The 23750-nt window shown below is 72.1% G+C and carries 20 protein-coding genes; 13 read left to right on the plus strand and 7 right to left on the minus strand.

Annotation, left to right across the window (positions count from 1 at the left end; genetic code table 11):
* Positions 1-235: 235 nt before the first annotated feature.
* On the minus strand, positions 236-2023 hold the full coding sequence (locus tag ABD419_RS16890) for a carbohydrate-binding module family 20 domain-containing protein (protein ID WP_344488459.1): 1788 nt from the start codon (positions 2021-2023) through the stop codon (positions 236-238).
* Between the two features lie 222 nt (positions 2024-2245).
* Between ABD419_RS16890 and ABD419_RS16895 the strand changes: the two genes are divergently transcribed.
* Positions 2246-3289, plus strand: coding sequence for a zinc-dependent metalloprotease (locus tag ABD419_RS16895; protein WP_344488461.1), 1044 nt, complete (start codon positions 2246-2248; stop codon positions 3287-3289).
* A complete protein-coding gene (gene tilS, locus ABD419_RS16900; RefSeq protein ID WP_344488463.1) occupies positions 3282-4379 on the plus strand; it encodes a tRNA lysidine(34) synthetase TilS in 1098 nt (365 codons plus the stop codon). Before ABD419_RS16895 ends, tilS begins: the two co-directional genes overlap by 8 nt.
* Positions 4380-4893: 514 nt before the next feature.
* On the opposite strand, the gene hpt is transcribed toward tilS, so the two are convergent.
* Positions 4894-5469 carry a hypoxanthine phosphoribosyltransferase gene (hpt, locus tag ABD419_RS16905; RefSeq protein ID WP_344488465.1) on the minus strand — a complete coding sequence of 192 codons (576 nt, stop codon included), beginning with the start codon at positions 5467-5469 and terminating at the stop codon, positions 4894-4896.
* Positions 5470-5878: 409 nt separating this feature from the next.
* Between hpt and ftsH the strand changes: the two genes are divergently transcribed.
* The gene (gene ftsH, locus ABD419_RS16910) at positions 5879-7795 is read left to right on the plus strand and encodes an ATP-dependent zinc metalloprotease FtsH (RefSeq protein WP_425556099.1); all 1917 of its coding nucleotides are present in this window, start codon (positions 5879-5881) and stop codon (positions 7793-7795) included.
* A gap of 103 nt (positions 7796-7898) precedes the next feature.
* A complete protein-coding gene (gene folE / locus ABD419_RS16915) occupies positions 7899-8540 on the plus strand; it encodes a GTP cyclohydrolase I FolE (RefSeq protein ID WP_344488469.1) in 642 nt (213 codons plus the stop codon).
* Positions 8541-8641: 101 nt separating this feature from the next.
* Here folE and ABD419_RS16920 read toward each other — a convergent pair whose 3' ends face one another.
* Positions 8642-9268 (minus strand): hypothetical protein, encoded by a 627-nt coding sequence (locus ABD419_RS16920; RefSeq protein WP_344488471.1) that lies wholly within the window; start codon positions 9266-9268, stop codon positions 8642-8644.
* Positions 9269-9425: 157 nt separating this feature from the next.
* Here ABD419_RS16920 and ABD419_RS16925 point away from each other — a divergent pair, with 157 nt between their 5' ends.
* The gene (locus tag ABD419_RS16925; RefSeq protein WP_344488473.1) at positions 9426-9998 is read left to right on the plus strand and encodes a hypothetical protein; all 573 of its coding nucleotides are present in this window, start codon (positions 9426-9428) and stop codon (positions 9996-9998) included.
* Positions 9999-10145: 147 nt separating this feature from the next.
* On the opposite strand, the gene ABD419_RS16930 is transcribed toward ABD419_RS16925, so the two are convergent.
* From ABD419_RS16930 to ABD419_RS16940, 3 genes are all read right to left on the minus strand, one after another.
* Complete coding sequence (locus ABD419_RS16930; protein WP_344488475.1) at positions 10146-11294, minus strand: DNA polymerase III subunit delta'; 1149 nt, start codon at positions 11292-11294, stop codon at positions 10146-10148.
* Positions 11291-13426 (minus strand): dTMP kinase, encoded by a 2136-nt coding sequence (gene tmk, locus ABD419_RS16935; RefSeq protein WP_344488477.1) that lies wholly within the window; start codon positions 13424-13426, stop codon positions 11291-11293. The genes ABD419_RS16930 and tmk overlap by 4 nt, the downstream gene beginning before the upstream one ends.
* Before the next feature lie 117 nt (positions 13427-13543).
* A complete protein-coding gene (locus ABD419_RS16940) occupies positions 13544-14215 on the minus strand; it encodes a TetR/AcrR family transcriptional regulator (protein WP_344488479.1) in 672 nt (223 codons plus the stop codon).
* A 357-nt stretch (positions 14216-14572) separates the two neighbouring features.
* On the opposite strand from ABD419_RS16940, the gene mshA reads away from it, so the two are divergent.
* From mshA to ABD419_RS16980, 8 genes are all read left to right on the plus strand, one after another.
* Positions 14573-15808, plus strand: coding sequence for a D-inositol-3-phosphate glycosyltransferase (mshA, locus tag ABD419_RS16945; protein ID WP_344488663.1), 1236 nt, complete (start codon positions 14573-14575; stop codon positions 15806-15808).
* Positions 15808-16281, plus strand: coding sequence for a type III secretion system chaperone family protein (locus tag ABD419_RS16950; protein WP_344488666.1), 474 nt, complete (start codon positions 15808-15810; stop codon positions 16279-16281). The genes mshA and ABD419_RS16950 overlap by 1 nt, the downstream gene beginning before the upstream one ends.
* 98 nt (positions 16282-16379) lie before the next feature.
* The gene (locus ABD419_RS16955) at positions 16380-17132 is read left to right on the plus strand and encodes a phosphoglyceromutase (RefSeq protein WP_344488481.1); all 753 of its coding nucleotides are present in this window, start codon (positions 16380-16382) and stop codon (positions 17130-17132) included.
* A gap of 88 nt (positions 17133-17220) precedes the next feature.
* The gene (locus ABD419_RS16960; protein WP_344488483.1) at positions 17221-18462 is read left to right on the plus strand and encodes a sensor histidine kinase; all 1242 of its coding nucleotides are present in this window, start codon (positions 17221-17223) and stop codon (positions 18460-18462) included.
* A 12-nt stretch (positions 18463-18474) separates the two neighbouring features.
* Entirely contained in the window at positions 18475-19161 is a 687-nt protein-coding gene (locus tag ABD419_RS16965; RefSeq protein WP_091048759.1) for a response regulator transcription factor, read from the plus strand.
* A gap of 69 nt (positions 19162-19230) precedes the next feature.
* On the plus strand, positions 19231-20223 hold the full coding sequence (mgrA, locus tag ABD419_RS16970; RefSeq protein WP_344488486.1) for an L-glyceraldehyde 3-phosphate reductase: 993 nt from the start codon (positions 19231-19233) through the stop codon (positions 20221-20223).
* A gap of 136 nt (positions 20224-20359) precedes the next feature.
* Positions 20360-20857 carry a PH domain-containing protein gene (locus tag ABD419_RS16975; protein ID WP_344488488.1) on the plus strand — a complete coding sequence of 166 codons (498 nt, stop codon included), beginning with the start codon at positions 20360-20362 and terminating at the stop codon, positions 20855-20857.
* A complete protein-coding gene (locus ABD419_RS16980) occupies positions 20854-22509 on the plus strand; it encodes a PH domain-containing protein (protein WP_344488490.1) in 1656 nt (551 codons plus the stop codon). The genes ABD419_RS16975 and ABD419_RS16980 overlap by 4 nt, the downstream gene beginning before the upstream one ends.
* Here ABD419_RS16980 and ABD419_RS16985 read toward each other — a convergent pair.
* Positions 22498-23721 (minus strand): NAD(P)/FAD-dependent oxidoreductase, encoded by a 1224-nt coding sequence (locus tag ABD419_RS16985; RefSeq protein ID WP_344488492.1) that lies wholly within the window; start codon positions 23719-23721, stop codon positions 22498-22500. The genes ABD419_RS16980 and ABD419_RS16985 overlap by 12 nt on opposite strands.
* Positions 23722-23750: the final 29 nt, after the last annotated feature.

The following is a 23750-nucleotide window of genomic DNA, read 5'->3' on the forward strand; positions in this document are numbered from 1 at the left end:
CCCCCCGCCCACCCCTGGTTGCACCGGTGACTGACGCTCGACCTGGTTCTGGTCTGCGGGTGTCGCTCGTGGTTCGGTCCTGGTGCGGCTCCTTTCGTTCGGTTCCTCCGTGGGGATTCGCGTGGGGCAATGGTGACTCGGGGGACCTGAATGCAGGCTGAAGCCGCCTGAAGCGGGCTTCAGGAACGACGAGGGCCCCGGACGCGAGCGTCCGGGGCCCTCGGTGTCGGTCAGGTCAGGCCGTGTTCCAGGTCTGTTTCAGGGCAAGGCATCCGGTGCTCGGGACGGTGGCCGTCCGGTTCCCGATGGACTCCCAGGTGTAGCTGCCGTTGGCGCGCACAATCACGTACTTGTACTGGAACGTGGTCCCGGCCGGGACCGAGACGGTGCCCTTCCAGTTCGGGTAGGTCGAGCCCGAGAGGTGGGCGGAGGCGATCGCGGTCCAGTTGCCGAGCTGCGGGATCGAGCCGACGATGTAGACCTCGTCGCCGACGCTCGTGCCGGTCACGTACGCGTTCACGCTGACGCAGTCGTTCGAGCCGCCCCCGTTCCCGCCGCCGGTGTTGCCCGCGTAAATCGCCAGCGCGGCCTTGGCCGCGACGGTGGCGGTGAACGTCCCGCCCGACACGGCCACGGTGGAGCCGGAGATGACGTCGATGTAGGACCCGTTGGGGAGCGAGGTCGTGAACGTCCGGGAGATCGAGGAGGTCCCGGCGTTGATGACGACGTGCCCGGAGTCGCCGCGCCCGAAGGCGAGCGCGTCGCCCGAGCCCCAGGTGTTGACGACCGCGTCGCCGGCGGTGGCGGCGCGGAAGCCGGCCATGCCGCTCATGTACGGGGACCGGTGGATGCAGGTGAAGGCGTCGGCGCCGCAGTTGACGTCCGCGACGGAGCCGTCCGGGTTGAGCGGCGGTCCGGCGTGGTTCGAGGAGAACGCGTAGCCGGTGTAGGAGGCGGGGGTGCCGAACGGGTGGGCGAGCATGAACGCCTCGCCGAGGAGGTAGTCCTGGCCGTTCTTGTAGCTCATGGTGAGCGAGCCGCGCTCGGTGTCGTGGTTGGTGGTGAAGACGCCCGCGGGCGAGGTGTAGCCCCAGCTGGCGCCCAGGGTGGTGAGGTGGCGGGCCTCGGAGGAGCCGTTGATGTGGTTCTTGAGGTCGTAGGAGTAGCCGAACTCCTGGACGTCGCCGATGCCGGTGTACTCGGCCTCGGTGATGGGTTCGCCGGCGGCGCCGATGACCTCTTGGACGATGTAGGGGTCGCCGTCGACGAGGTTCATGATGGCGGCGAGGTCGGTGGCGGAGATGTGCTTGGCGGCGTCGACGCGGAAGCCGGCGACGCCGAGGCTGGTGAGGTCGTCGAGGTAGGCGGCGATGGTCTCGCGGACGTCGGTCTGGGAGGTGTCGAGGTCGTTGAGGCCGACGAGGTGGCAGTTCTGGACTTCGTTCCGGTCCTGGTAGTTGTCGATCTCGCAGTAGGAGGCGCCGGTGTTGTGGAAGTCGGAGGCGTCGTAGCCGGCGTCGGGGTAGTGGAACTGCCGGTACTCGCTGCCGTTCCAGCCGTGTCGGGTCTCGGTGGAGGAGCCGGCGGCCATGTGGTTGATGACGACGTCGGCGATGACGCCGATGCCGTTGGCGTCGCAGGTCGCGATCATGTTCGCGTATTCGGCGCGGGTGCCGAGGCGGGACTCGATCCCGTAGCTGACGGGCTGGTAGTGGATGTACCAGGCGTGTTCTTCGCCGGGGGTGGTGTCGGTGCCGAGGATGTGCTCGTTGGGCGGGGAGGTCTGGACGTGGGTGTAGCCGGAGTCGGCGAGTGCGCCGTCGCATTCGGCGGCGATGGAGTTCCAGGTCCACTCGAACATGTTGAGGATCGAGTCGCCGCCGCCGAGGGCCGCGGCGGGTGCGGTCTCGAGGGCGGGGGCGTCGGGGGCGCTCTGGGGGTAGGCGGCCGCGAGGACGGCGGCGGCTGCGAGGGCGGCGCCGCCGGAGGCGGCGAGGGCGCGCCTGGCAATGGAGTGAGGCATCGTTGCTCCCTTTGCAATTCCTGCCCGCAATCCTGCAAGATGTTGCGAGCACCACAAGAACGTAACATCTCCGGTCCGAAACTTTCAAGACGTTCGATATTTGAATTCGTTCGCGCCGGGCCCGCCCGGTACGGTCCGGTTCGGACCCGCTTGCGCGGGATGGTGGCGAGACGACTGCGCTCTGGATAGGCTGGACCGATGGCGCCGCCCGCAGGAAACCCGATGCTGCCGTCAGTCGACTGGCGGACCGCCGCGTCCTGCTCGCAGGCGTTCAGCAAGGGCGGACCGACGATGAGCCGCGAAGGCGCGCTCGACGTCGTCGCCGACCTGCACCGCCACGCGCGCAACGCGATCGACCTCGTCACCGACTACACCGGTCTTGTCCCCGCGACCCTCGCGCCCGTCGACGTCGTCGACCGGGTCCGCTGGAGCCAGATCAACATCGCCGGATTCCGCCGCCTGCTCACCGGCCTCGGCGCCGAGACCCCCGGCGACGCCGCCCCGACCGCGGCCGCGAAGCTCACCGGCGTCCAGGCCGGGGCCGTCCTCGCGTTCCTGTCCTCGCGGGTCCTCGGCCAGTTCGAGACGTTCTCCACCGAGTCCGGCCGGCTGCTGTTCGTCGCCCCCAACATCGTCGAGGTCGAGCGCCGCCTGCGCCTGCCCTCGCGCGAGTTCCGCCTGTGGATCGCCGTCCACGAGGCCGCGCACCTCACCCAGTTCACGGCCGTGCCGTGGATGCGCGAGCACTTCCACGGGCTCATCCAGACGTTCTTCGACGCCGCCGAACCCGACCGGTCCTCCGCCGCCGGGCTCGCGATCGCCGTGCGCCGCGCCCTCGCCTCCGCCCGCGAGGAGGAGCCGCCGGAGGCCCCGGGCACCGACGTCATGAGCGCGGTCACCAGTCCCGAGCAGCGCCAGGCGATCTCGGAGATCCAGGCGCTCATGACCCTGCTGGAGGGGCACGCCGAGTCCGTCATGGACGGCGTCGGGCGCACCTCCATCAACCACGTGCAGCTCCTGCGCCGCCGCTTCGACCGCCGCCGCGCCAACCCGACCACGCTCCAGCGGTTCCTGCGCCAGCTCCTCGGCCTCGACGCCAAGATGCGCCAGTACGCGGCCGGGCGGCGCTTCGTCGACCACGTCGTCGGCGGGCACGGCGTCACCGGGTTCAACCGCGTCTGGGAGCACCCCGGGAACCTGCCGACCGAGGCCGAGATCGACCGCCCGGAACTGTGGACCGCGCGGGTCCTCGGGGCCCGTGGCTAAACTGCCGCCCCCGGTGGCGCGCCTGCGCGCCGCCGTCAGGGACGGCCTCGCCGACCTGCCGCGGGGATCGCTCGTCCTCGTCGCCTGCTCGGGCGGGCCCGACTCGCTCGCGCTCGCCGACACCGCCGCGTTCTGCGCCCCGCGCCTGGGCCTGCGGGCCGGGCTCGTGAGCGTGGACCACGGACTCCAGGAGGGCTCGGCCGAGCGCGCGGCCGGCGTGGCGGCATGGGCCCGCGAGATCGGACTCGACCCGGCCGAGGCGGTGACCGTCGTGGTCGGCGCCGCGGGCGGGCCGGAAGGGGCCGCACGCGAGGCCCGGTACGCGGCGCTCGACGCCGCCGCCGAACGCCACCGCGCCGCCGCGGTCCTGCTCGGCCACACCCGGGACGACCAGGCCGAGACCGTGCTCCTCGCGCTCGTGCGGGGGGCCGGGCCGCGCGGCGTCGCCGGGATGCGGGCCGTGCGCGGCCGCTACCGCCGGCCGCTGCTGGGCGTCGCCCGCACCGACACGCACGGCGCCTGCGCCGAACGCGGCCTGGCGCCGTGGGCCGACCCGCACAACGAGGACCCCCGGTACCTGCGCTCGGCACTGCGCCCGGCCCTCGACTCGCTGGTCGCGGTCCTCGGCGAGGACCTCGTGGCGAACCTCGCACGGACCGCGGCCCTCGTCGGCGAGGACACCGACTACCTGGACGGCCTCGCGCTGGCCGCGCTGGAGGAGTGCCGGGACGGCGGGCCGGCGGCGGCCCGGCAGCGGCCCGGGACGGGCGAAGCGGCGGCCGGGCGGGATCCGGGCCGCGGGCCCGGCGACGTGCGGGACGGGGCGCCCCGGAACGGGCGCTTGGACGCGAAGCGGCTCGCGGCCCTGCCCGGGCCGGTCCGCACCCGGGCGCTGCGGGCGTGGCTCCTGGAGTCGGGCGTGAACGGCGCCGAGCTCAACCACCGGCACCTCGCCGCCGTCGACGCGCTGGTCGCCGCCTGGAAGGGCCAGGGCCCGGCCTTCATGCCCGGCGGCATCGAGGTCCGCCGCGCCGACGGGCGCCTCGCCGCCGTGGTCGCACCGGGGGCGGCGGGAGCCTCGCACGCGTGAAGCGTGCGCGATCGGGGTGCGGCACCGGTGCGGGACTCGCGGTCGGCACCCGCACGGAGGCGGGGGTCCCGCTTACCGCGATCGCTGCCCGTCGAGCACGCGGCCCCTCGCGCCGAGCGCGGGACCGGGAACCGAGTGGCTCAGGAGCGCGGGCGCGGAGCGCCCGGCCGGCGCGGCGGGTGCGGCGTTCGAATCGTTAGGGAGACGGAGGGCGCGAGCGGGCGCCGCGCGGGGGCGGATCGCGGGCCCCCGGGCACAACCCTGCCGCGGGGGTGCGACAAGCCGCGCGGAACCGGGGTCGGGTTCCGCTCATAGCGAAACTGGGAGAACTCCCAGTAAGAGGAACGGCACGCGCATTCGCGCACGGCCGACCGTTCCGGGTCGCAAGGAACACACGCGCATCCGCGCGGGGGCCGACCCTTTCAGAGAACGAGAAAGGCCCGCGCGTTCGCGCGGGCCGTGAACTCGGGCGGAGCGGTGCTCCGCGGCGGTCGGCGGGCGGGACGCCGTGCCGCTACTGGTAGACCTCGGGCTTGAGGACGCCGATGAACGGGAGCTCGCGGTAGCGCTCGGCGTAGTCGAGGCCGTAGCCGACGACGAACTCGTTGGGGATGTCGAAGCCCACGTACCTGACGGGGATGTCGACCCGCTGCACGCCCGGCTTGCGGAGCATCGAGACCACCGAGACCGACGCCGGGCGCAGGCCCTCGAGGTACTTGAGCAGCCACGACAGGGTCAGGCCGGAGTCGATGATGTCCTCGACGACGAGGATGTGCTTGCCCGTCACGTCGGAGTCGATGTCCTTGAGGATGCGGACCGTCCCCGAGGAGGTGGTGCTGCTCCCGTACGAGGACAGCGCCATGAACTCCATCTTCACCGGCACCGACAGCGCCCGCGCGAAGTCGGCCATGAACATGACCGCCCCCTTGAACACGCCCACGAGCAGCAGCTCGTCGCCGTCCTGCAAGAGCCCGCTCGCGTAGTCGGCCGAGACCCGTTCACCGAGCTCGGCGACCTTCGCTCGGATCTCCTCCTCCGTGATGATGGTGCGCTCGATCTCCTCGGCGTACCACGAATCCGGATCGAACACCGCGTCCTCCGCTGCGGGGGACGGGACTGATGCTGGGCTGGCCAACTCCGACGTCATGTAACAAGGGTGCCACCCGTTCGCTCGCGCCGCAGGCTTGGGTGGGCGAAGTCAAGCCGCCCGTGGTACTAATTACGGACTATCGGCGGGGCGGGTAAAGGGCGGAATCCGGCGCGGAGCGCCACGGAACGGGTGCGAACGCTGCGGGACGCCGAACCTTCACACCGTGTACGTTCGAGGTGTCAACGCCTTGCGGACAAGGAAACCCAGCAAGGCGGCAGCGAGGCCGGCGCGCCGACACGACCGCGGTCCCGCTCGAATACGCGACCAACGCAGCAGGAGGAAACGAGTGGTCGACGCCGGGAGACCCACACCTGAGCGGAAGCGGTTCTTCCGCAGGCCGCTCGTCTGGATCGTGCTCATCGCCCTCATCGCGGTCCTCATCGGGAGCTTCTGGTCCGGCGGCTCCGACTACGACGAGGCCACCACCTCCGAGGTCCTCAAGGACATCAACGACGGCAACGTCGAGGAGGCGATCCTCCTCGACAAGGAGCAGCTCGTCCAGCTGACCCTCAACAGCGGCGACCAGGTCGAGGCCTACCTCCCCGCGGGGATGATGGAGACCGTCGCCACCGAGCTCGAAGAGGCCGGCGTCAAGTTCGACACCGAGGTCAACGAGACCTCCGTGTTCGTCAGCTTCCTGCTGAGCCTGCTCCCGATCGTCCTCATCGTCCTGCTGCTCCTCTTCTTCATGTCGCAGATGCAGGGCGGCGGCTCCCGCGTCCTCAACTTCGGCAAGTCCAAGGCGAAGATGGTGTCCAAGGACACCCCGAAGACCACGTTCGACGACGTGGCCGGCGCCGACGAGGCCGTCGAGGAGCTCCGCGAGATCAAGGACTTCCTCGAGGACCCGAAGAAGTACCAGGAGCTCGGTGCCAAGATCCCCAAGGGCGTCCTCCTGTTCGGCCCCCCCGGCACCGGCAAGACCCTCCTCGCGCGCGCCGTCGCCGGCGAAGCCGGGGTCCCGTTCTACTCCATCTCCGGCTCCGACTTCGTCGAGATGTTCGTCGGCGTCGGCGCCAGCCGCGTCCGCGACCTGTTCACCCAGGCGAAGGAGAACGCCCCCGCCATCGTGTTCGTCGACGAGATCGACGCCGTCGGCCGCCACCGCGGCGCCGGCATGGGCGGCGGCCACGACGAGCGCGAGCAGACCCTCAACCAGCTCCTGGTCGAGATGGACGGCTTCGACACCCGCGGCGGGGTCATCCTCATCGCCGCCACGAACCGCCCCGACATCCTCGACCCGGCCCTGCTCCGCCCCGGCCGCTTCGACCGCCAGATCCCCGTCGACGCCCCCGACAAGGAAGGGCGCCAGGCGATCCTGGCCGTGCACGCCAAGGGCAAGCCGTTCGTCCCGAACGTCGAGTTCGACACCATCGCGCGCCGCACCCCCGGGTTCTCCGGCGCCGACCTCGAGAACGTCATCAACGAGGCCGCGCTGCTGACCGCCCGCCACAACCAGAAGGCGATCTCCGCCGACGCCCTCGAAGAGGCCATCGACCGCGTCATCGCCGGACCCGAGCGCAAGGGCCGCGTCATGGGCGACGCCGAGAAGAAGATGACCGCCTACCACGAGGCCGGCCACGCGCTCGTCGCCCACGCGCTCCCCCACGCCGCGCCCGTCCACAAGCTCACCATCCTCCCGCGCGGCCGCAGCCTCGGCCACACGCTCGTCCTCCCCACCGAGGACAAGTACACGCAGACGCGCTCCGAGATGATCGACACGCTCGCGTACGCCCTCGGCGGCCGCGCCGCCGAAGAGCTCGTCTACCACGACCCGACCACCGGCGCCTCGAACGACATCGAGAAGGCCACCAAGGTCGCCCGGGCCATGGTCACCGAGTACGGCATGTCGTCGAAGCTCGGCGCCATCAAGTACGGGTCCGGCGGCTCCGAGCCGTTCCTCGGCCGCGAGTACGGCCACCAGAAGGACTACTCCGACGAGGTCGCCGCCGACATCGACGGCGAGGTCAGGGCCCTCATCGAGATCGCGCACGACGAGGCGTACGCCATCGTCACCGAGTACCGCGACGTCCTCGACCAGATGGTCACCGAGCTGCTCGAGAAGGAGACCCTGAACCAGGAGGACCTGGAGCGGATCGCGACCCGCGTCGTCAAGCGCCCGCCCATGTCCCCGTTCAACGGCACCGACAAGCGCAAGCTCGGCCCGCCGCCCGTCTCCACCCCGAACGGCTCCCGGCCCGCCGAGGGCCCCGAAGAGGGCATCGAGATCGGACCGGCCACCGAGGGCCAGAGCCCCCAACCGTAGCGAAATCTTTACCGGCCCGCCTACCTGCGTAGGCGGGCCTTCGCGTGTCCAGCACGTGACCGAGCGCACTCGGATCGTCGGGGGGAGACCGTAAACTTGCGCCATGGCTGAACTCGACAACCTGGCCGCCCGCCTCATCGACGGCCGCATCAACGGGAGCCCCGTCGAGGACGCGGTCGACCTCGACCGGATCGAGGCCGCCGTCCGCGAGATCCTCGCCGCGATCGGCGAGGACCCCGACCGCCCCGGCCTCAAGGAGACCCCCCGGCGCGTCGCCCGCGCCTACGCCGAGCTGTTCGCCGGCCTCCGCGTCGACCCCGCCGCCGTCCTCAAGACCTCCTTCGACGAGAACCACAACGAGCTCGTCCTCGTCCGCGAGATCGAGGTCCAGTCCTTCTGCGAGCACCACCTGCTGCCGTTCACCGGCGTCGCCCACGTCGGGTACATCCCCGGCGCCGGCGGCCAGATCGTCGGCCTCTCCAAGCTCGCGCGCCTCGTCGAGGTGTACTCCCGGCGCCCCCAGGTCCAGGAGCGCCTCACCTCCCAGATCGCCGACCAGCTCTACAAGTCGCTCGAGGCGACCGGCGTCATCGTCGTCGTCGAATGCGAGCACACCTGCATGTCCATGCGCGGCATCAGGAAGCAGGGCTCCAGCACCGTCACCTCCGCGGTGCGCGGCAGCCTCCAGTCCGACGCGCGCACCCGCGCCGAGGCCATGTCGCTGCTCCGCGGCACCACCGGCTGAACCGGCCCGGACACGACGAGAGGCCGGATGCCATCGGGCGTCCGGCCTTCGCGTATGGATGGAACTGAGGCCAGGGGTGTCCGGTCTCAAGCACCAGCGTGTTAGATGACCTGCCCGGTCTGCGACTGGAAGGAGTCGCCCTCGGGGGTGGCCTCGGTGTAGGCGGTGTCCAGGAACGCGTCGGCGTTGGTGTCCTCGAGGACCGCGTCGGTCACGCCGTCGGCGTCGGTGTCGATCGCGATCGAGTCGACGAAGCCGTCGCCGTCGAAGTCGTCCGCGACGATGTCGGTCAGGCCGTCGCCGTTGGTGTCGGTGGCGACCGAGTCGACGTAGCCGTCGCCGGTGTAGTCGACCGACACCTGGTCGGTGAGGCCGTCGCCGTCGGTGTCCGACTCGTAGGTGTCGAGCATGCCGTCGCCGTCGGTGTCGCTGGCGATGGACTCCATGTAGCCGTCGCCGTCGGTGTCCAGGATCAGCTCGTCGCTGACGCCGTCGCCGGTGTAGTCGGTGGCGATCGCGTCGGCGGTGCCGTCGTCGTTGGAGTCGACGAAGGTGACCCCGTCGGCGGTGATCGTGTCGTCCGCGATGCCGTCGGCGTCGAGGTCGAAGGTCTCGCCGGTGGTGTAGTCCTCGGTGTAGCCGGAGTCCTCGGTGTAGGTCTCGTCCTCGGCGGTGTAGTCCTCGGTGACGTCTTCCTCGACCGGGGCGGCCTCGTCGTACTCGCTCATGTCGTCCATCCTCAGGTGTGAAGTGTTCGGTGCTTGTGAGAAGAACTCTACGACCGCTGGAAGGGGCGTGAATCCCCAGAGTGTGCCAACCCCCTATGCTTTCCTCCGATCCCACTTGCGCGCAGTTGTCACAGAAGGTCAGGAGCGTCCATTGGGCTTGTCGGACAGCTCATTCGAGGTCCCGGACCCTCCTCCGGCCCTGGTCCCGGTGCCCGCGGGCCGCGCGATCGACCTCCACTCCTCCCGGGTCGTGACCGGCGCGCCGGGATGCGGCTGGCAGTTCGACCTCCGCGCCGACGACCCCGTCACGCGGGACGGGATGCTCATGGTGCCGTTGATATCCGAGGCCGACTACTACCGCGCGACCGACGGCGACGGCGACGTCTACGCGAGCCTCGTGCCCGCCGCCGACGTGTGGGTGCAGCGGCCCGAGCCCGGCACCGGCTCGCCCCGGCCCGGCTACCTCATCGAGCGCCTCTCCGACCCCGACGCGCCCCCGGTCCGCCGGCCCTACCCGGCCTCCGACGTGCCGAACCTGATCGGGCGGCGCGTGTGGCACTGGACCGACGGCGTGTTCAGGGACGACTTCCGGTGCGTCTCAGAGCCGTTCGAGACCGACGGCGACTTCTGCGTGCGCGTGGTCGAGGAGCGCGCCTGGTACCGGTGGCGGCGCAGCGGCCAGATCCCCAAGGCGCAGGACGCGTTCATCCACCACCTCTGGACCCAGTGACCGGCCCCCGGGGCCGGATGCGCCGCGGCTGAGACCACCGGACCGGCAGTGCCGCGCTGCGCGGCGACCGCCCCCCGGGGTCGGGGGTGTCGGCGGTCCGGGCCCCCGGCACAAGGGTGCCGCGGGGGTGTGACAGCGGGGCGGCGGTCAGGCCCTCCACAGGGAGAGCATCATCGCCTCGACGGCGATCCGCGGGCGCACGTTCGCTTCGATGGCCTTGCGGCACTCCAGGATCGCGTCGATGCGGCGGAGCAGGGACTCGGCGCTGAGGCGGGAGGCGGCGGCGCGGGTCGTGTCGGCCATGTCGGGGTGGACGGGGTCGACGCGGGCGCCGAAGCCCGCGGCGAGGGCGTCCCGGTAGAACGCCGCGAGGTCCACCAGGGCCCGGTCGAGGGAGTCGCGCTGCGCGCGCGTGTCGCGGGTCTTCTGGCGCTTCTCCAGCTCCTTCAGCGCCGCCGACGCACCGCGGGCGGCCTTCGACGCGCCCTTCCCGGTGCCGCCCTTGCCGAGCGCGGTCTCGAGCGCCTCGCGCTCGGCCGCCGACTGGTCGGTGTACGTCCCGGAGGCCTCCGCCTCGGCCGCCTCGATGAGCTCGACCGCGGCCGTGAAGCACGCTCCGAGCCCGGTGAGGCGCCTGGGGATCTGGAGGACGTCGTGGCGCTTCGCGCGCGCGTCCGCGTCCGTGGCGAGCCGCCGGGCCCGCCCGACGTGCCCCTGCGCGGCCGCGGCGAACAGCTCCGCCTCCCGGCGGTCGAGGCCGTCGCGGGAGACGAGGAGGTCGGCGATCGCACCGGGCGGCGGCTGGCGCAGCCCCATGACGCGGCAGCGGGAGCGGATCGTCACCGAGATCTCCGCCGGGTTCGTCGAGGGCGCGCACAGCAGGAACACCGTCCGCTCCGGCGGCTCCTCCACGGCCTTGAGGAGCGCGTTCGCGGCGGCCTCGGTGAGGCGGTCGGCGTCCTCCACGACGAGGACCTGCCACGGCCCCGACGTCGGGGCGCGCGACGCGTCCAGGATGAGCCCGCGCACCTGGTCGACGCCGAGGGACAGGCCCTCGGGGATGACGCGGGTGACGTCGGGATGCGTGCCCCCCAGCGCGGTCCGGCAGGCGTGGCACTCGCCGCACCCGCCGTCGGGGCACTCCAGGGCGGCCGCGAACGCGACCGCGGCCGTGGACCGGCCGGACCCGGGCGGGCCCGTGAAGAGCCACGCGTGCGTCATGCCGACGCCCCGCGCGGCGGCGGAGAGGACCCGCCGGGCCTCGTCCTGGCCCACGAGCTCGTCGAAGACGCTCACGCCCGACCGGCCTCCTCGGCGACGTTCTCCCAGCCGTACTCGCTGTCGGCGCGGCCGCTCCCCTTGTCGGAGTCGAGGCCGGGCCAGCCGGCGTCGGTGCGGGCGGTCCGGGTGCGGATGTCGAGGCGCTCGGCGACGGCCTCGCGGACCTTCGCGGCGATCTCGTCGGGCGTGCCGCCCGCGGGGATCACCAGGTAGCGGCGGGGGTCGGCGGCGGCCAGGCCGAGGAACGTCTCGCGGACGCGCTCGTGGTACTCCAGCCGCTCCTGCTCGAGGCGGTCGCCGTCGCCGCCGGCCTTCGCGCGGTGCAGGCCGTGCGCGGGGTCGACGTCGAGGAGGACCGTCAGGTCGGGCTTGAGGCCGCCGGTGGCCCACTGGGAGACCCACGCGACCTCGTCCTTGCCGAGCTCGCGGCCCGAGCCCTGGTAGGCGATCGAGGAGTCGATGTAGCGGTCGGAGACGACGACGGCGCCGCGTGCGAGGGCCGGCCGGATGACCTTCTCGACGTGCTGGGCGCGGTCGGCGGCGAACAGGAGCGCCTCGGCACGCGGCGACGGCGCGGACTCGCCGCCGGAGTCCAGGAGCAGCGAGCGGATGCGCATGCCGATGTCGGTGGCGCCCGGCTCGCGGGTCAGGACCGCCTCGTAGCCGCGGAGCTTCAGCCACGCCGAGAGCTTCACCGACTGCGTGGACTTGCCCGCGCCCTCGCCGCCCTCGAAGACCACGAAGAAGCCGTCGGAGGCCAGCGGGACCGCGGCCGACAGCGGGCGGCCGCGCAGCGACGACCACAGGTCGGCGAAGACGGGGACGCCGGGCTTGTCGTCCATGGACCGGAACGCGGTGATGCCGAGCCACACGACGAGGCCGGCGGCGACGAACAGCAGGATGCGGCTCATCGACACCTCGACCGAGGTGACCCCGAGGTCGAGCCGCCGGGCGGCCTGCCAGCCCGCGAGCGGCGCCGAGATCGTCATGGCGAGCATGAGGATGACGCGCGCCGAGACGGCGATGAACGCGAACATGCGGCCGCGGATCTCGTCCTCGGTCTCGCGCTGGAGCAGCGTGATCCCGGCGAGGAACGCCATGCCCGCGCCCAGGCCGATGACGACCGAGCCGAGGACCGAGAAGACCATGTGCGGGGCCAGCGCGTCGAGGGCGAGGCCGGCGCCGGCGAGGACGATGCTCATGCCGAACCAGCGCAACCGGGAGAGGTCGCCGACGAGTTTGGGGCCGAAGGCGATGCCCGCGCCGAGGCCGAGGAAGAGGAACACCGCGAGGGTGTAGAACGCGGCGTCGCCGGCGCCGAGGGTGCCGGCGTAGACGGTGCCGACGCCGATGAGGATGCCGGCGCCGCTGAACGCGCCGAGCATGCCGGTGATGAGGCCGCGCACGCGTTCGGAGGTGCGCAGGTAGGACCAGCCTTCGACGAGGTCGTGCCAGACGCTGGTGGTCTTGGCGGCGGTCTGGCCGTAGCGGCCGGAGATCTGGGGGATGAAGAAGTAGACGGTGGCGGCGAGGATCGCGAACATGGCGGCCGTGAGGTAGAGGGCGATGACCATGGGTTCGGCCCAGGTGCCGAGGTTGGACCAGACGTTGGAGCCGCGTTCGAGGATCGCGAGGACGGCGAAGGCGAGCGGCGGGGCGATGCCGTAGGTGGTGGCGAGGCTGAGCTGGTTGGCGGCCTCGTACTTGTCGCGCGGGAGGAGGTTGGGGACCGCGGCCTCTTTGGCGGGCGACCAGATGAGGACGGCGCCTTCGATGCAGAGCTGGGCGACGGCGAGCCAGACGACGGTGAACGCGGTGTTGTCGGTGATGAGGTAGACGGTGGGGACGGAGGCGATGAGCAGGAAGCGGGCGGTGTCGCACGCGGCCATGGTCTTGCGCCGGTCGAAGCGGTCGGCGAAGACGCCGGCGACGGGTCCGAGGACGAGGGATGGGAGGAGCCGGAGGACGATGGTGGCGGAGAAGGCGGCGCCCTTGGCCGCGGGGTCGTCGAACAGGGACTGCGCGAATCCGGCGGTGGCGAAGATCGCGAGCCAGTCTCCGAAGGAGGCGAGGCCGAGCACGGTCCAGAGCCGTCTGAAGGGCCTGATCCGCAGTACCGTCTGGATGTCGGCAAGGGTGTTCGCCATGCTGCTCCTCGAAAAGTCAGAGACCGCACCGGGTCGACTACGAGACTAGTCGGCCCGATGCGGCCATACGTCCCGGCGCGGTCGGATAGTGGCCCGCGACAGGCCTGAGCGATTCGCCTACGGGAGGCGGCGGGCGAGGTAGTCGCAGACGACGCCGTTGGCCTCGGCGATCGACGCCGAGCAGCCTTCGGGGTCGCGGCGGAAGGCCAGGCGGACGAGGGCCTGCCCGGTCTCGACGGCGACGGTGACGGTCTTGCCGAGTTCGTCGTCGCCGCCGATCCCGAAGCGCTGGGCGAGCCCGGCGAGGATCTGGTCGGCGATGACGTCGCCGCCGGTGGTGACGGCGTCGGCGCGGCCCGGGTCGATGGCGTCGGCCAGGTGGAGGACGCGGAAGCCCGGGGCCGTGCGGTACATGTGGACGTACTCGCCGATGGCGGCCTCGACGCCGGCCCGCCAGTCGGCGGGGGGTTCGGCGTCGAAGCGGGCGGTCAGGCGCTCGAAGTACAGGTCGATGTAGCGCTGCGAGAGCGCCTCGGCGAGCGAGCGCTTGTCTCCAAAGAACTGGTAGACCGAGCCGATCGCGACGTCGGCGCGCTGGGCGATGGCGGTGGTCGAGAGCCGGTCGTAGCCGACCTCCTCGATCAGGTCGGCGGCGGCGTCGAGCATGCGGCGGACGCGGGCGGCCGAGCGCTCCTGGACGGGCAGGCGGCGCAGCGAGTGCGTCTGGCCGAACTTGGACACCGGCGACATCGTGGGCTGCCTGGCGGCGGGCACGGTTGCAGTGCTCATGGTGTTGTCTCCCCCCTGGTGATGACAAGTCTCCCCATCATGGACGACTTGCCCGGATTTGAGGCTCATTCCCGGTCGTGTCGCGAGAGAATTTCCGGCTTCCCCCGACCGAGTGTCACCATTCAGCCACGAAACGGTACGAAAACGTCATGTCGTTTCACGTCTTGCGGGAATGCGGAGTTGGTCACTCCCGCGCGTGCGGCGGTTGTGCCCGGACACCCCCAGGCGGAAGGATGGCGAGGGTTGTGCGCGTTGCCCTAGGGGATGGCAGCCGCGGGAGAGGACAGACACGTGAGTCAACGGCGCACACCGGCGTTCCGGGCGCGATGCCGCAAGCAGGCGGTCCACCGCGTCGCGATGGTCTCGGTCCACACCTCCCCGCTCGCGCAGCCCGGCACCGGCGACGCCGGCGGCATGAACGTGTACGTCCTCAACACCGCGCGGGAGCTCGCGCGCGCCGGCGTCGAGGTGGAGATCTTCACCCGCGCGACCAGCTCGGAGGAGCCGCCGACGGTGGAGGCCGCCCCGGGCGTCCTCGTCCACCACCTCCCGGCCGGGCCGTTCGAGGGGCTGTCGAAGAACGACCTGCCGACGCAGCTGTGCGCGTTCACCGGCGGCCTGCTGCGCGCGGAGGCGCACCACCGGCCCGGGCACTACGACCTCATCCACGCGCACTACTGGCTGAGCGGCCAGGCGGCGTGGGTGGCCTCGGAGCGGTGGAACGTGCCGCTCGTGCAGACGTTCCACACGCTCGCGAAGGTGAAGAACGCGCAGCTCGCGGAGGGCGACAGGCCGGAGCCGATCGGCCGCGTCTGCGGCGAGGAGCAGATCACCACCGAGGCCGACCTCCTCATCGCGAACACCGCGGCCGAGGCCGCGGAGCTCCAGCACTACTACGCGGCCGACGCGCGCCGCGTCGAAGTGGTCCACCCCGGCGTCGACCTCGGCGTGTTCCGGCCCGGGGACCGCTACGCGGCCCGGCAGGCCCTGGGGCTCCCCCAGGACGCGCTCGTCGTCGCGTTCGTCGGCCGCATCCAGCCCGCGAAGGCCCCCGACGTGCTCCTGCGCGGCCTGGCGCGGCTGCGCGAGACCGACCCCGGGCTGGCCGACCGGATCGTCCCGGTCTTCGTCGGCGGGCCCTCCAACACCGACCTGTACTGGCTGCCGAAGCTCGCCGGCGAACTCGGACTCGGCGACCGGGTGCAGTGGCGCAGCCCGCGCTCGGGCGAGGCGCTCGCGCAGGTCTACCGGGCCGCCGACGCCGTCGCCGTCCCCAGCTACAACGAGTCGTTCGGGCTGGTCGCCCTGGAGGCGCAGGCCGCCGGCACGCCGGTGCTCGCCGCGAAGGTGGGCGGGCTGACCACGGCCGTCGCCGACGGGACGTCCGGCCTCCTCGTCGACTCGCACCGCTCCGATGACTGGGCCGACGCGATCGGGCGCCTCATGCGCGACGGCGCCCTGCGCGAGCGCCTCGCGTCCGGCGCCCGCGCCCACGCCGCGCTGTTCTCGTGGCAGGCCACCGCCGAGGGCCTCGGCGACGCCTACCGCCGCACCGTCCTGCGCCGCTCCCAGGCGATTACGCTGAACCGGTGATCGAGCGACTCACGGCCGCCCTCGACGAGATCGGCGCCGACTACCGCCTGGACACCCCGCGCTCCGCGGTCGTGACCCTCCCGGGTCGGCGCAAGCTCACCACCGAGTGCGGCCTCGTCCTGGAGGACCACGCCCTCCGCGTCGAGGCGTTCGTCGCCCGCCGCCCCGAGGAGAACCACGAGGCCGTCTGGGCGGAGCTCCTGCGCCGCAACGGGAAGCTGTACGCCGTCGCGTTCGCGACCGACGGCAGCGACGACATCCACCTCGTCGGCCGCCTCCCCTTCGCCGCCGTCGCCGCCGACGAGCTCGACCGCGTCCTCGGCCAGGTCCTCGAGGCCGCCGACGGCACCTTCGACACCATCCTCGAACTCGGCTTCAAGTCCTCCATCCAGCAGGAGTGGCGCTGGCGCCTCGCCCGCGGCGAGTCCACCGCGAACCTCGCCGCGTTCGAGCACCTCAGGCCCGAGGACTGACCGCACGTCCCGGCCTGCGGGAAGTGCGGGGCGACGCCCGCCACACCTTCGCGGCGACCCGGGGGCCGGGGGCGCGCGGAGGCGGCAGGATAGGGGGCATGACCTACACTCTCGTGCTGCTTCGCCACGGCGAAAGCGAATGGAACGCCAAGAACCTGTTCACCGGCTGGGTCGACGTCAAGCTGTCGGCCTCCGGCGAGGACGAGGCGCGCCGGGGCGGGCGGCTGCTCGCCGAGGCGGGCCTGCTCCCCGACGTCGTGCACACCTCGCTGCTGCGCCGCGCCATCAACACCTCGGAGCTGGCGCTGGCCGAGGCCGCGCGCTCGTGGATCCCGGTCAAGCGGTCGTGGCGGCTCAACGAGCGCCACTACGGCGCGCTCCAGGGCAAGGACAAGGCCGCGACGCTGGCGGAGTTCGGCGAGGAGCAGTTCATGATCTGGCGCCGCTCGTACGACGTGCCGCCGCCCGTGATCGAGGCGGGCTCCGAGTACTCCCAGGACGGGGACGCCCGCTACGCCGACCTCGCCCCCGAGGTCCGCCCCGGCACCGAGTGCCTCAAGGACGTGCTCGACCGGATGCTCCCCTACTGGTACGACGGCGTCGTCCCCGACCTGAAGGCGGGCAAGACGGTGCTGGTGGCCGCGCACGGGAACTCGCTGCGCGCGCTCGTCAAGCACCTCGACGGCGTCTCCGACGAGGCGATCGTCAAGCTGAACATCCCCACGGGCATGCCGCTCAAGTACGAGCTGGACGAGACGACCCTGAAGCCGGTCAAGGCCGGAGGCGAGTACCTCGACCCCGAGGCCGCCGCCGAAGCGGCCGCCGCGGTGGCCGCGCAGGGGAAGAAGTAGCCGAAATGCGCGCTCTCGGTTAACGGAGCGTGACGCTGATAACGGCCCGGTGCTCGACGCCGGGCCGTTTCGTGCTTAACCTGGGGGCGTGGCCCACAACGAACCGCAGCCCAAGAGCCTCGGCAGAGGCGTCGGGCGCGTCCTGACCGGTCTCGCCGCGGGCGCCGCCTTCGGCGCCGCCGCGACCGCCCTCATGCGGATCAGGCACCGGGGAGCGCCCCGCCCCGAGCCGCGCCCCGCGCCCGTCCCCGACACCCGCCCGTGGGAGGCCGCCGCCGGCCTGCTGCGCACCGGGTTCTGCCTGGTCGACGACCACAACCGCGTCCTGTACACCAACCGCGCCGCCCGCGACCTGGGCCTGGTGGACGACCACGAGATCGTGTCGCTGACGCTGCGGGCGCTGCTCGCGCAGGCGCGCCGCTCCGGACGGTACCGGGACGCGGAGATCGAGGTCCCCAAGCAGGTCATGGGCGAGCCGAGCGCGGTGAGCGTGCGCATCACGCCGCTGCCGGACGGCGTGTCCGTCGCCGAGTTCCAGGACATCTCCGAACTGCACCGGGTCGAACGGGTCCGCCGCGACTTCGTGGCGAACATCAGCCACGAGCTGAAGACCCCGGTCGGCGCGATGCAGATCCTCTCCGAGGCGCTCAAGGACGCCGCGGAGGACCCCGACGCGGCCGCGCGGTTCGCCGACCGCATCCGCTCCGAGTCCAAGCGCATGAACCACCTGGTGAGCGACCTGCTGGAGCTGTCGCGCCTCCAGGGCGCGGAGAAGCTCCCCGACCCCGAGCCGGTCGAGGTCGACCGGATCGTGATGGAGGCCTTCGACCAGACGCGGATAGCCGCCGAGGAGAAGGGCATCGAGCTCCGGCTCACCGGCGTCGAGGACACCGAGGTGCTCGGGAACGAGCCGCAGCTCGTCACCGCGGTGAAGAACCTCGTCGGCAACGCCATCTCCTATTCACCTGAGCACACCGCCGTGGAGGTGGAGACCTCCGTGACGTCCCCGACGGGGCATCTGGCGGGGGTCAAGATGGTGTGCATCGCCGTGCGCGACCAGGGGATCGGCATCCCCGCGGAGGAGCTCGACCGGATCTTCGAACGCTTCTACCGGGTGGACGCGGCGCGGTCGCGCGCGACCGGCGGCACCGGCCTCGGCCTGGCGATCGTCAAGCATGTGGCCGTCAATCACGGGGGTAGGGTGGAAGTGTCCAGTATGCCCGATGCCGGATCAGTGTTTACCTTGATGTTGCCTGCTCGTTCCCTTCCGTCCGACGCCACGGCACCGGACTCGGATGAAATCGGAACAAGCCAGCAAGCCGCCCGTTAGGAAGGTTCACTCGTGACCCGCGTGCTCGTAGTTGAAGACGAGGAATCGTTCTCCGATGCCCTCTCCTACATGCTCCGCAAGGAGGGCTTCGAGGTGGCGGTCGCCGCAGACGGCGACGCCGCCATCAAGGAGTACGAGCGCGCCGGCGCCGATGTGGTCCTGCTCGACCTGATGCTGCCGGAGAAGTCCGGCACCGAGGTCTGCCGGGAGCTGCGCGCCAACTCGAACGTGCCGATCATCATGGTCACCGCCCGGGACTCCGAGGTCGACAAGGTGGTGGGCCTGGAACTGGGCGCCGACGACTACATCACCAAGCCGTACTCCTCGCGCGAGCTCGTGGCCCGCATCCGCGCCGTCCTGCGCCGCTCCGCCGAGCCCGACGACCCGATCGTCACGGTCCTGGAGGCCGGCCCGGTCCGCATGGACGTCGACCGGCACACCGTCACCGTCGGCGGCGGCGACGTCCAGCTGCCGCTCAAGGAGTTCGAGCTGCTGGAGATGCTGCTGCGCAACGCCGGGCGCGTGCTCACCCGCGGCCAGCTCATCGACCGCGTCTGGGGCGCGAACTACGTGGGCGACACCAAGACCCTCGACGTGCACGTCAAGCGCCTGCGCTCCAAGATCGAGCCCGAGCCGGGCAAGCCGCGCCACCTCGTCACGGTCCGCGGCCTCGGGTACAAGTTCGACCCCCACGCGTAGCCGTTCACCCCGGGTTCACCCGGGCCGCGAACCTCTGACAACGCTTGCCGGACCGGATAGGGTGCACTGGTGACCTACCTTCCCGCGGACGACCGCTACGAGTCCATGCCCTACCGCCGCTCCGGACGCAGCGGCCTCCGACTGCCCGCGATCTCCCTCGGCCTGTGGCACAACTTCGGCCACACCCGGCCGCTGGACACCCAGCGGGCGATCGTGCGGCGCGCCTTCGACCTCGGCGTGACCCACTTCGACCTCGCCAACAACTACGGCCCGCCGGCCGGGAGCGCCGAGGAGAACTTCGGGCGGCTCCTCGCCGACGACCTCAAGGCGTACCGCGACGAGATCGTCGTGTCCTCCAAGGCCGGGTACTACATGTGGCCCGGCCCGTACGGCGAGTGGGGCTCGCGCAAGTACCTCGTGTCCTCGCTCGACCAGTCGCTCCAGCGCCTCGGCCTGGACTACGTGGACGTGTTCTACCACCACCGGCCCGACCCGGACACGCCGCTGGAGGAGACCATGGCCGCGCTCGACGCCATCGTGCGCTCGGGCAAGGCCCTGTACGTCGGCGTCTCCAACTACACGTCGGAGCAGGTCAGGGCCGCCGCCGCGATCCTGCGCGACCTCGGCACGCCGCTGCTCATCGACCAGCCCCGCTACTCGATGTTCGACCGCCGCATCGAGGACGACGGCCTGCTCGACGTCCTGGAGGAGGTCGGCGCCGGCTGCATCGTCTTCAGCCCCCTGGAGCAGGGCGTCCTCACCGACCGGTACCTCAAGGGCGTCCCCTCCGACTCCCGCGCCGCCACCAGCCACTTCCTGAACGAGGACCGCCTCGACGAGCCGACCATGGCGAAGGTCAAGGCCCTCAATGAGATCGCCTCCGCCCGCGGCCAGTCCCTGGCGCAGACCGCGCTCGCCTGGGCGCTCCGCGACGACCGCATGACCAGCGTCATCATCGGCGCGAGCAGCGTCAAGCAGCTGGAGGACAACGTCGCCGCGACCGCGAACCTCGCCTTCACCGCCGACGAGCTCGCCGCGATCGACGACGCGTCCATCGGATAGCAACGCCCGCAACGACTCCCGCGGGACCGCCGACTTCCGGCGGTCCCGCGCTTAGTACCTCGGTATGAACTTCCGCCCGGAGAATCTCCCCCTCGAAGGGGAAGCATCCGGCGCGGCCGTTTCATACGATTCGTGCATGACCGCTCCACGGACCGCCCTCCGCCCGCCGCAGCACCGCTTCGACCCGCGCACCGTGCCGTGGTGGCGCGTGCAGTGGCTCATCACGACCGCCGTGCCCGTCGTGCCCCTGGCCGTCCTCGGCCTCCTCATCCCGCCCGCCCGGCTCTGGCTCCTGATCCCGGCCGCGGCGATCCTCGTGCTCGGCCTCGCCGCGGCCCTCGCGCTGCCGGTGTGGTGGCACCGCGTGCACCGCTGGGAGGTCACCGACACCGCCGTGTACACCCTCACCGGGTACTTCTGGCGCACCTGGCGGATCGCCCCGATGTCGCGCATCCAGACCGTCGACACCACGCAGGGCCCGGTCCAGCGCTCGTTCGGACTGTCCACCGTGGTCGTCACCACCGCGTCCTCGGCGGGCGCCGTGAAACTCGAGGGACTCGACCAGGACGAGGCCTCGGCGCTCGCCGAACGCCTCACCGAGCTCACCGACGCGACCCCGGGGGACGCCACGTGAGCGGGGAGCAGGAGACGCAGGAAGGCGCGGTCGACGACGTGACCGGCGGCGGGATCGGTAGCGCGACGGGCACGGCCGCGGAGGACGAAGCGGCCACCGGCGGCGCGACCGGAGCCGACGGCACCGAGGACGATCCCGGCGCCGACCCGGCCGAGTCCGGCGAGCCGTGGCGCAGGCTCCACCGCGACGGCCTCAAGGTCACGGCCCTCTACACGGCCGGCGTCGTCATCGCCGCCGCCGTGCCCGTCGCGATCGGCGTCGGCTCCGGCCCGGGCCTGCTCGTCGCGCTCGCGTTCATCGTGCCCGGCGCCGCGGCCGTCATCGGCGCGGTCGTCGGCTACGAGGCGATCCGCCTGCGCGTCACCCGGTACCGCGTCACCGACGCGCGCGTGGAGATGCACACCGGCGTCCTGTTCAAGACCCGCCGCTCGCTCATGCGCGAGCGCATCCGCTCGGTCGACCTCACCGCCAACCCGCTCGAACGCGCCTTCGGCCTCGCGAAGGTCAAGGTCGGCACCGGCGAGACCGGCGGCGGATCGGGCTCCACGAACGAGCAGACCCTCACCCTCGACTCCGTCCACCGCGACGAGGCCGAGCGGCTCCGCGCCGAACTGCTCCGCCGCGCCGCGGCCGAGACGGGCGAGGACGGCGAGCAGCGGCTCGCCACCTGGGAGCCGGGCTGGCTCAAGTACGCGCCGCTGTCGTTCCTCACGCCGATGCTCGCGGGCGCCGCGGTCGGCGCGGTCTTCCAGGTCGCCGACTGGTTCGGCAAGGGCGGCCTGCCCGTCGAGATCGTCGGCGGCCTCGTGGAGGACCACGGGCCATGGACGGTGCTCGGCCTGGGCCTGGTCGGCCTGCTCGTCCTCGGCGCCGTCGCGAGCCTCGCGCTCCAGGGCGAGGCGTGGTGGGCGCACCGGCTCGACCGCGAGCCCGGCGGCACCCTCCGGGTGCGCCGCGGCCTGCTCGTCTCCCGCTCGCTCAGCCTCGAGGAGGAGCGCATCCGCGGCATCGAGATCGTCGAGCCGCTCGGCGTCCGGTCCGCGGGCGCGGGCCGCCTCGACGTCGTCGCGATCGGCCTCAAGACCGACGAGCAGGGCAGCGACCTGAGCACCCTCGTGCCGGCCGCCCCGCTGCCCGTCGTCACCGCCGCCGCCGAATCGGTCATCGGCCCGGTCGGCCGCGAGCTCACCGCCCACCCCCGCAAGGCCCGCACGCGGCGCCTGCGCTGGGCGGTCGTCGCGGTCGTGCTCCTCGCCGCCGCCGCGACCGCGCCCCACCTGCTGTGGTCGCTCCCGGCGCTGCTCAGCGCCGCGATCATCCTGACCGCGGTCCTCGGCTCGGCGTTCGCGGTGTGGACGGCCTTCGACTCGTACCGGTCGCTCGGCCACGCGCTCACCGGCCGCCACCTCGTGTCCCGGCGCGGCAGCACCCGCCGGGCCACCGTCCACCTCGACCGGTCCGGGATCATCGGCTGGCGCATCACGCAGTCGGTGTTCCAGCGGCGCATGGGCCTCATGACCCTCGACGCGACCACCGCGGCCGGGAAGGGCCATTATGCGGTCGTCGACGCCGACGAGCACGAGATCCTCGACTTCGCTGAGGAGGCGGTGCCGGACCTGCTGCGGCCCTTCCTGACCGCGTCACCGGAATGACCGGAGCGCGTCCTCCCCGGGCGGCTCCTCGGCGCGGATCAGGGCCTCGATGTCGCCCACCCGGTCCCACGTGTTGACGGCCATGCCCGCGAGGACGCGCCCGGCTTTCGTCCAGAAGACCGCGAACTCCAGCGACTCGATCGAGCCGGACACGACGACCTCGTCGTAGGCGTCGGGTCCGGCCACGAACCCGAGGTACTCCATGCCGAGGTCGTACTGGTCGGTGAAGAAGTACGGCAGCTTGTCGAACGCCTCCCCGGACCCGAGCGCGGCCTTCGCGGCGTGCACGCCCGTGTCGATCGCGGTCTGCCAGTGCTCCACCCGGATCGGGCGGCCGTAGTGCGGGTACGGCGCGCTCGCGATGTCGCCGGCCGCCCACACGTCGGCCGCGCTGGTCCGCAGGGTCCCGTCGACCGCGACCCCGCCGCCGAGGTCCCGCCCGCGCAGTTCGAGCCCGCCCGCGGCGGCCAGCCCCGCGTTCGGGGCGACGCCGACCGCGACGAGCACCAGGTCCGCGTCGACGCGCTCCCCCTCGGCCGTCTCGACCCCGACGGCCCGGCCGTCCTCGCCGAGGATCTTCGCGATCTCGGTGCGCCGCCGCAGGTCCACGCCCTTGTCGAGGTGGAGCTGCGCGAACACGAGCCCCATCTCGGGGCCCAGGACCCGCTCGAGCGGCTGCGCGCCCATGCCGAACAGGGTCACGTCCCGGCCCATCTGCCGCGCGGACGCGGCCACCTCCATCCCGATCCACCCGTCCCCGACGATCGCGACCCGCCCCTCCCCGCCCTTCAGCTCGGCGGCGAGCAGGTCGGCGTCCTCGACGGTGCGCAGCAGGTGCACCCCGCGCAGGTCCCCGCCGGGCACCGGCAGCGCCCGCGGCGTCGACCCGGTGGCGAGCACCAGCTTCGAGTACTCGAGGACGCTCCCGTCGGCCAGCGCGAGCCGGTGCGCGGCGGTGTCGAGCCCGGTCGCGGGCACGCCGGTGCGCAGGTCGGCGTTGTGGCGGTACCAGTCCTCGTCGACGGTGAACAGCGCGGAGCGGTCGGCGTCCCCGCGCAGGTAGTCCTTGGACAGTGGCGGCCGCTCGTAGGGCCGGTGCGGTTCCCCGGCCACGACGACGAGGTCGCCCTCGTATCCCTCGTCGCGAAGCGTCTGCGCGGTCTTGGAGGCGGCGAGTCCGCCTCCGACGATGACGAACGGTGCGTTGCTCATGTACGACTCCGGCTCCCGTAGACGGCGTT

The sequence above is a fragment of the Glycomyces endophyticus genome, from assembly GCF_039531525.1.
Taxonomy (GTDB): Bacteria; Actinomycetota; Actinomycetes; order Mycobacteriales; family Micromonosporaceae; genus Glycomyces; species Glycomyces endophyticus.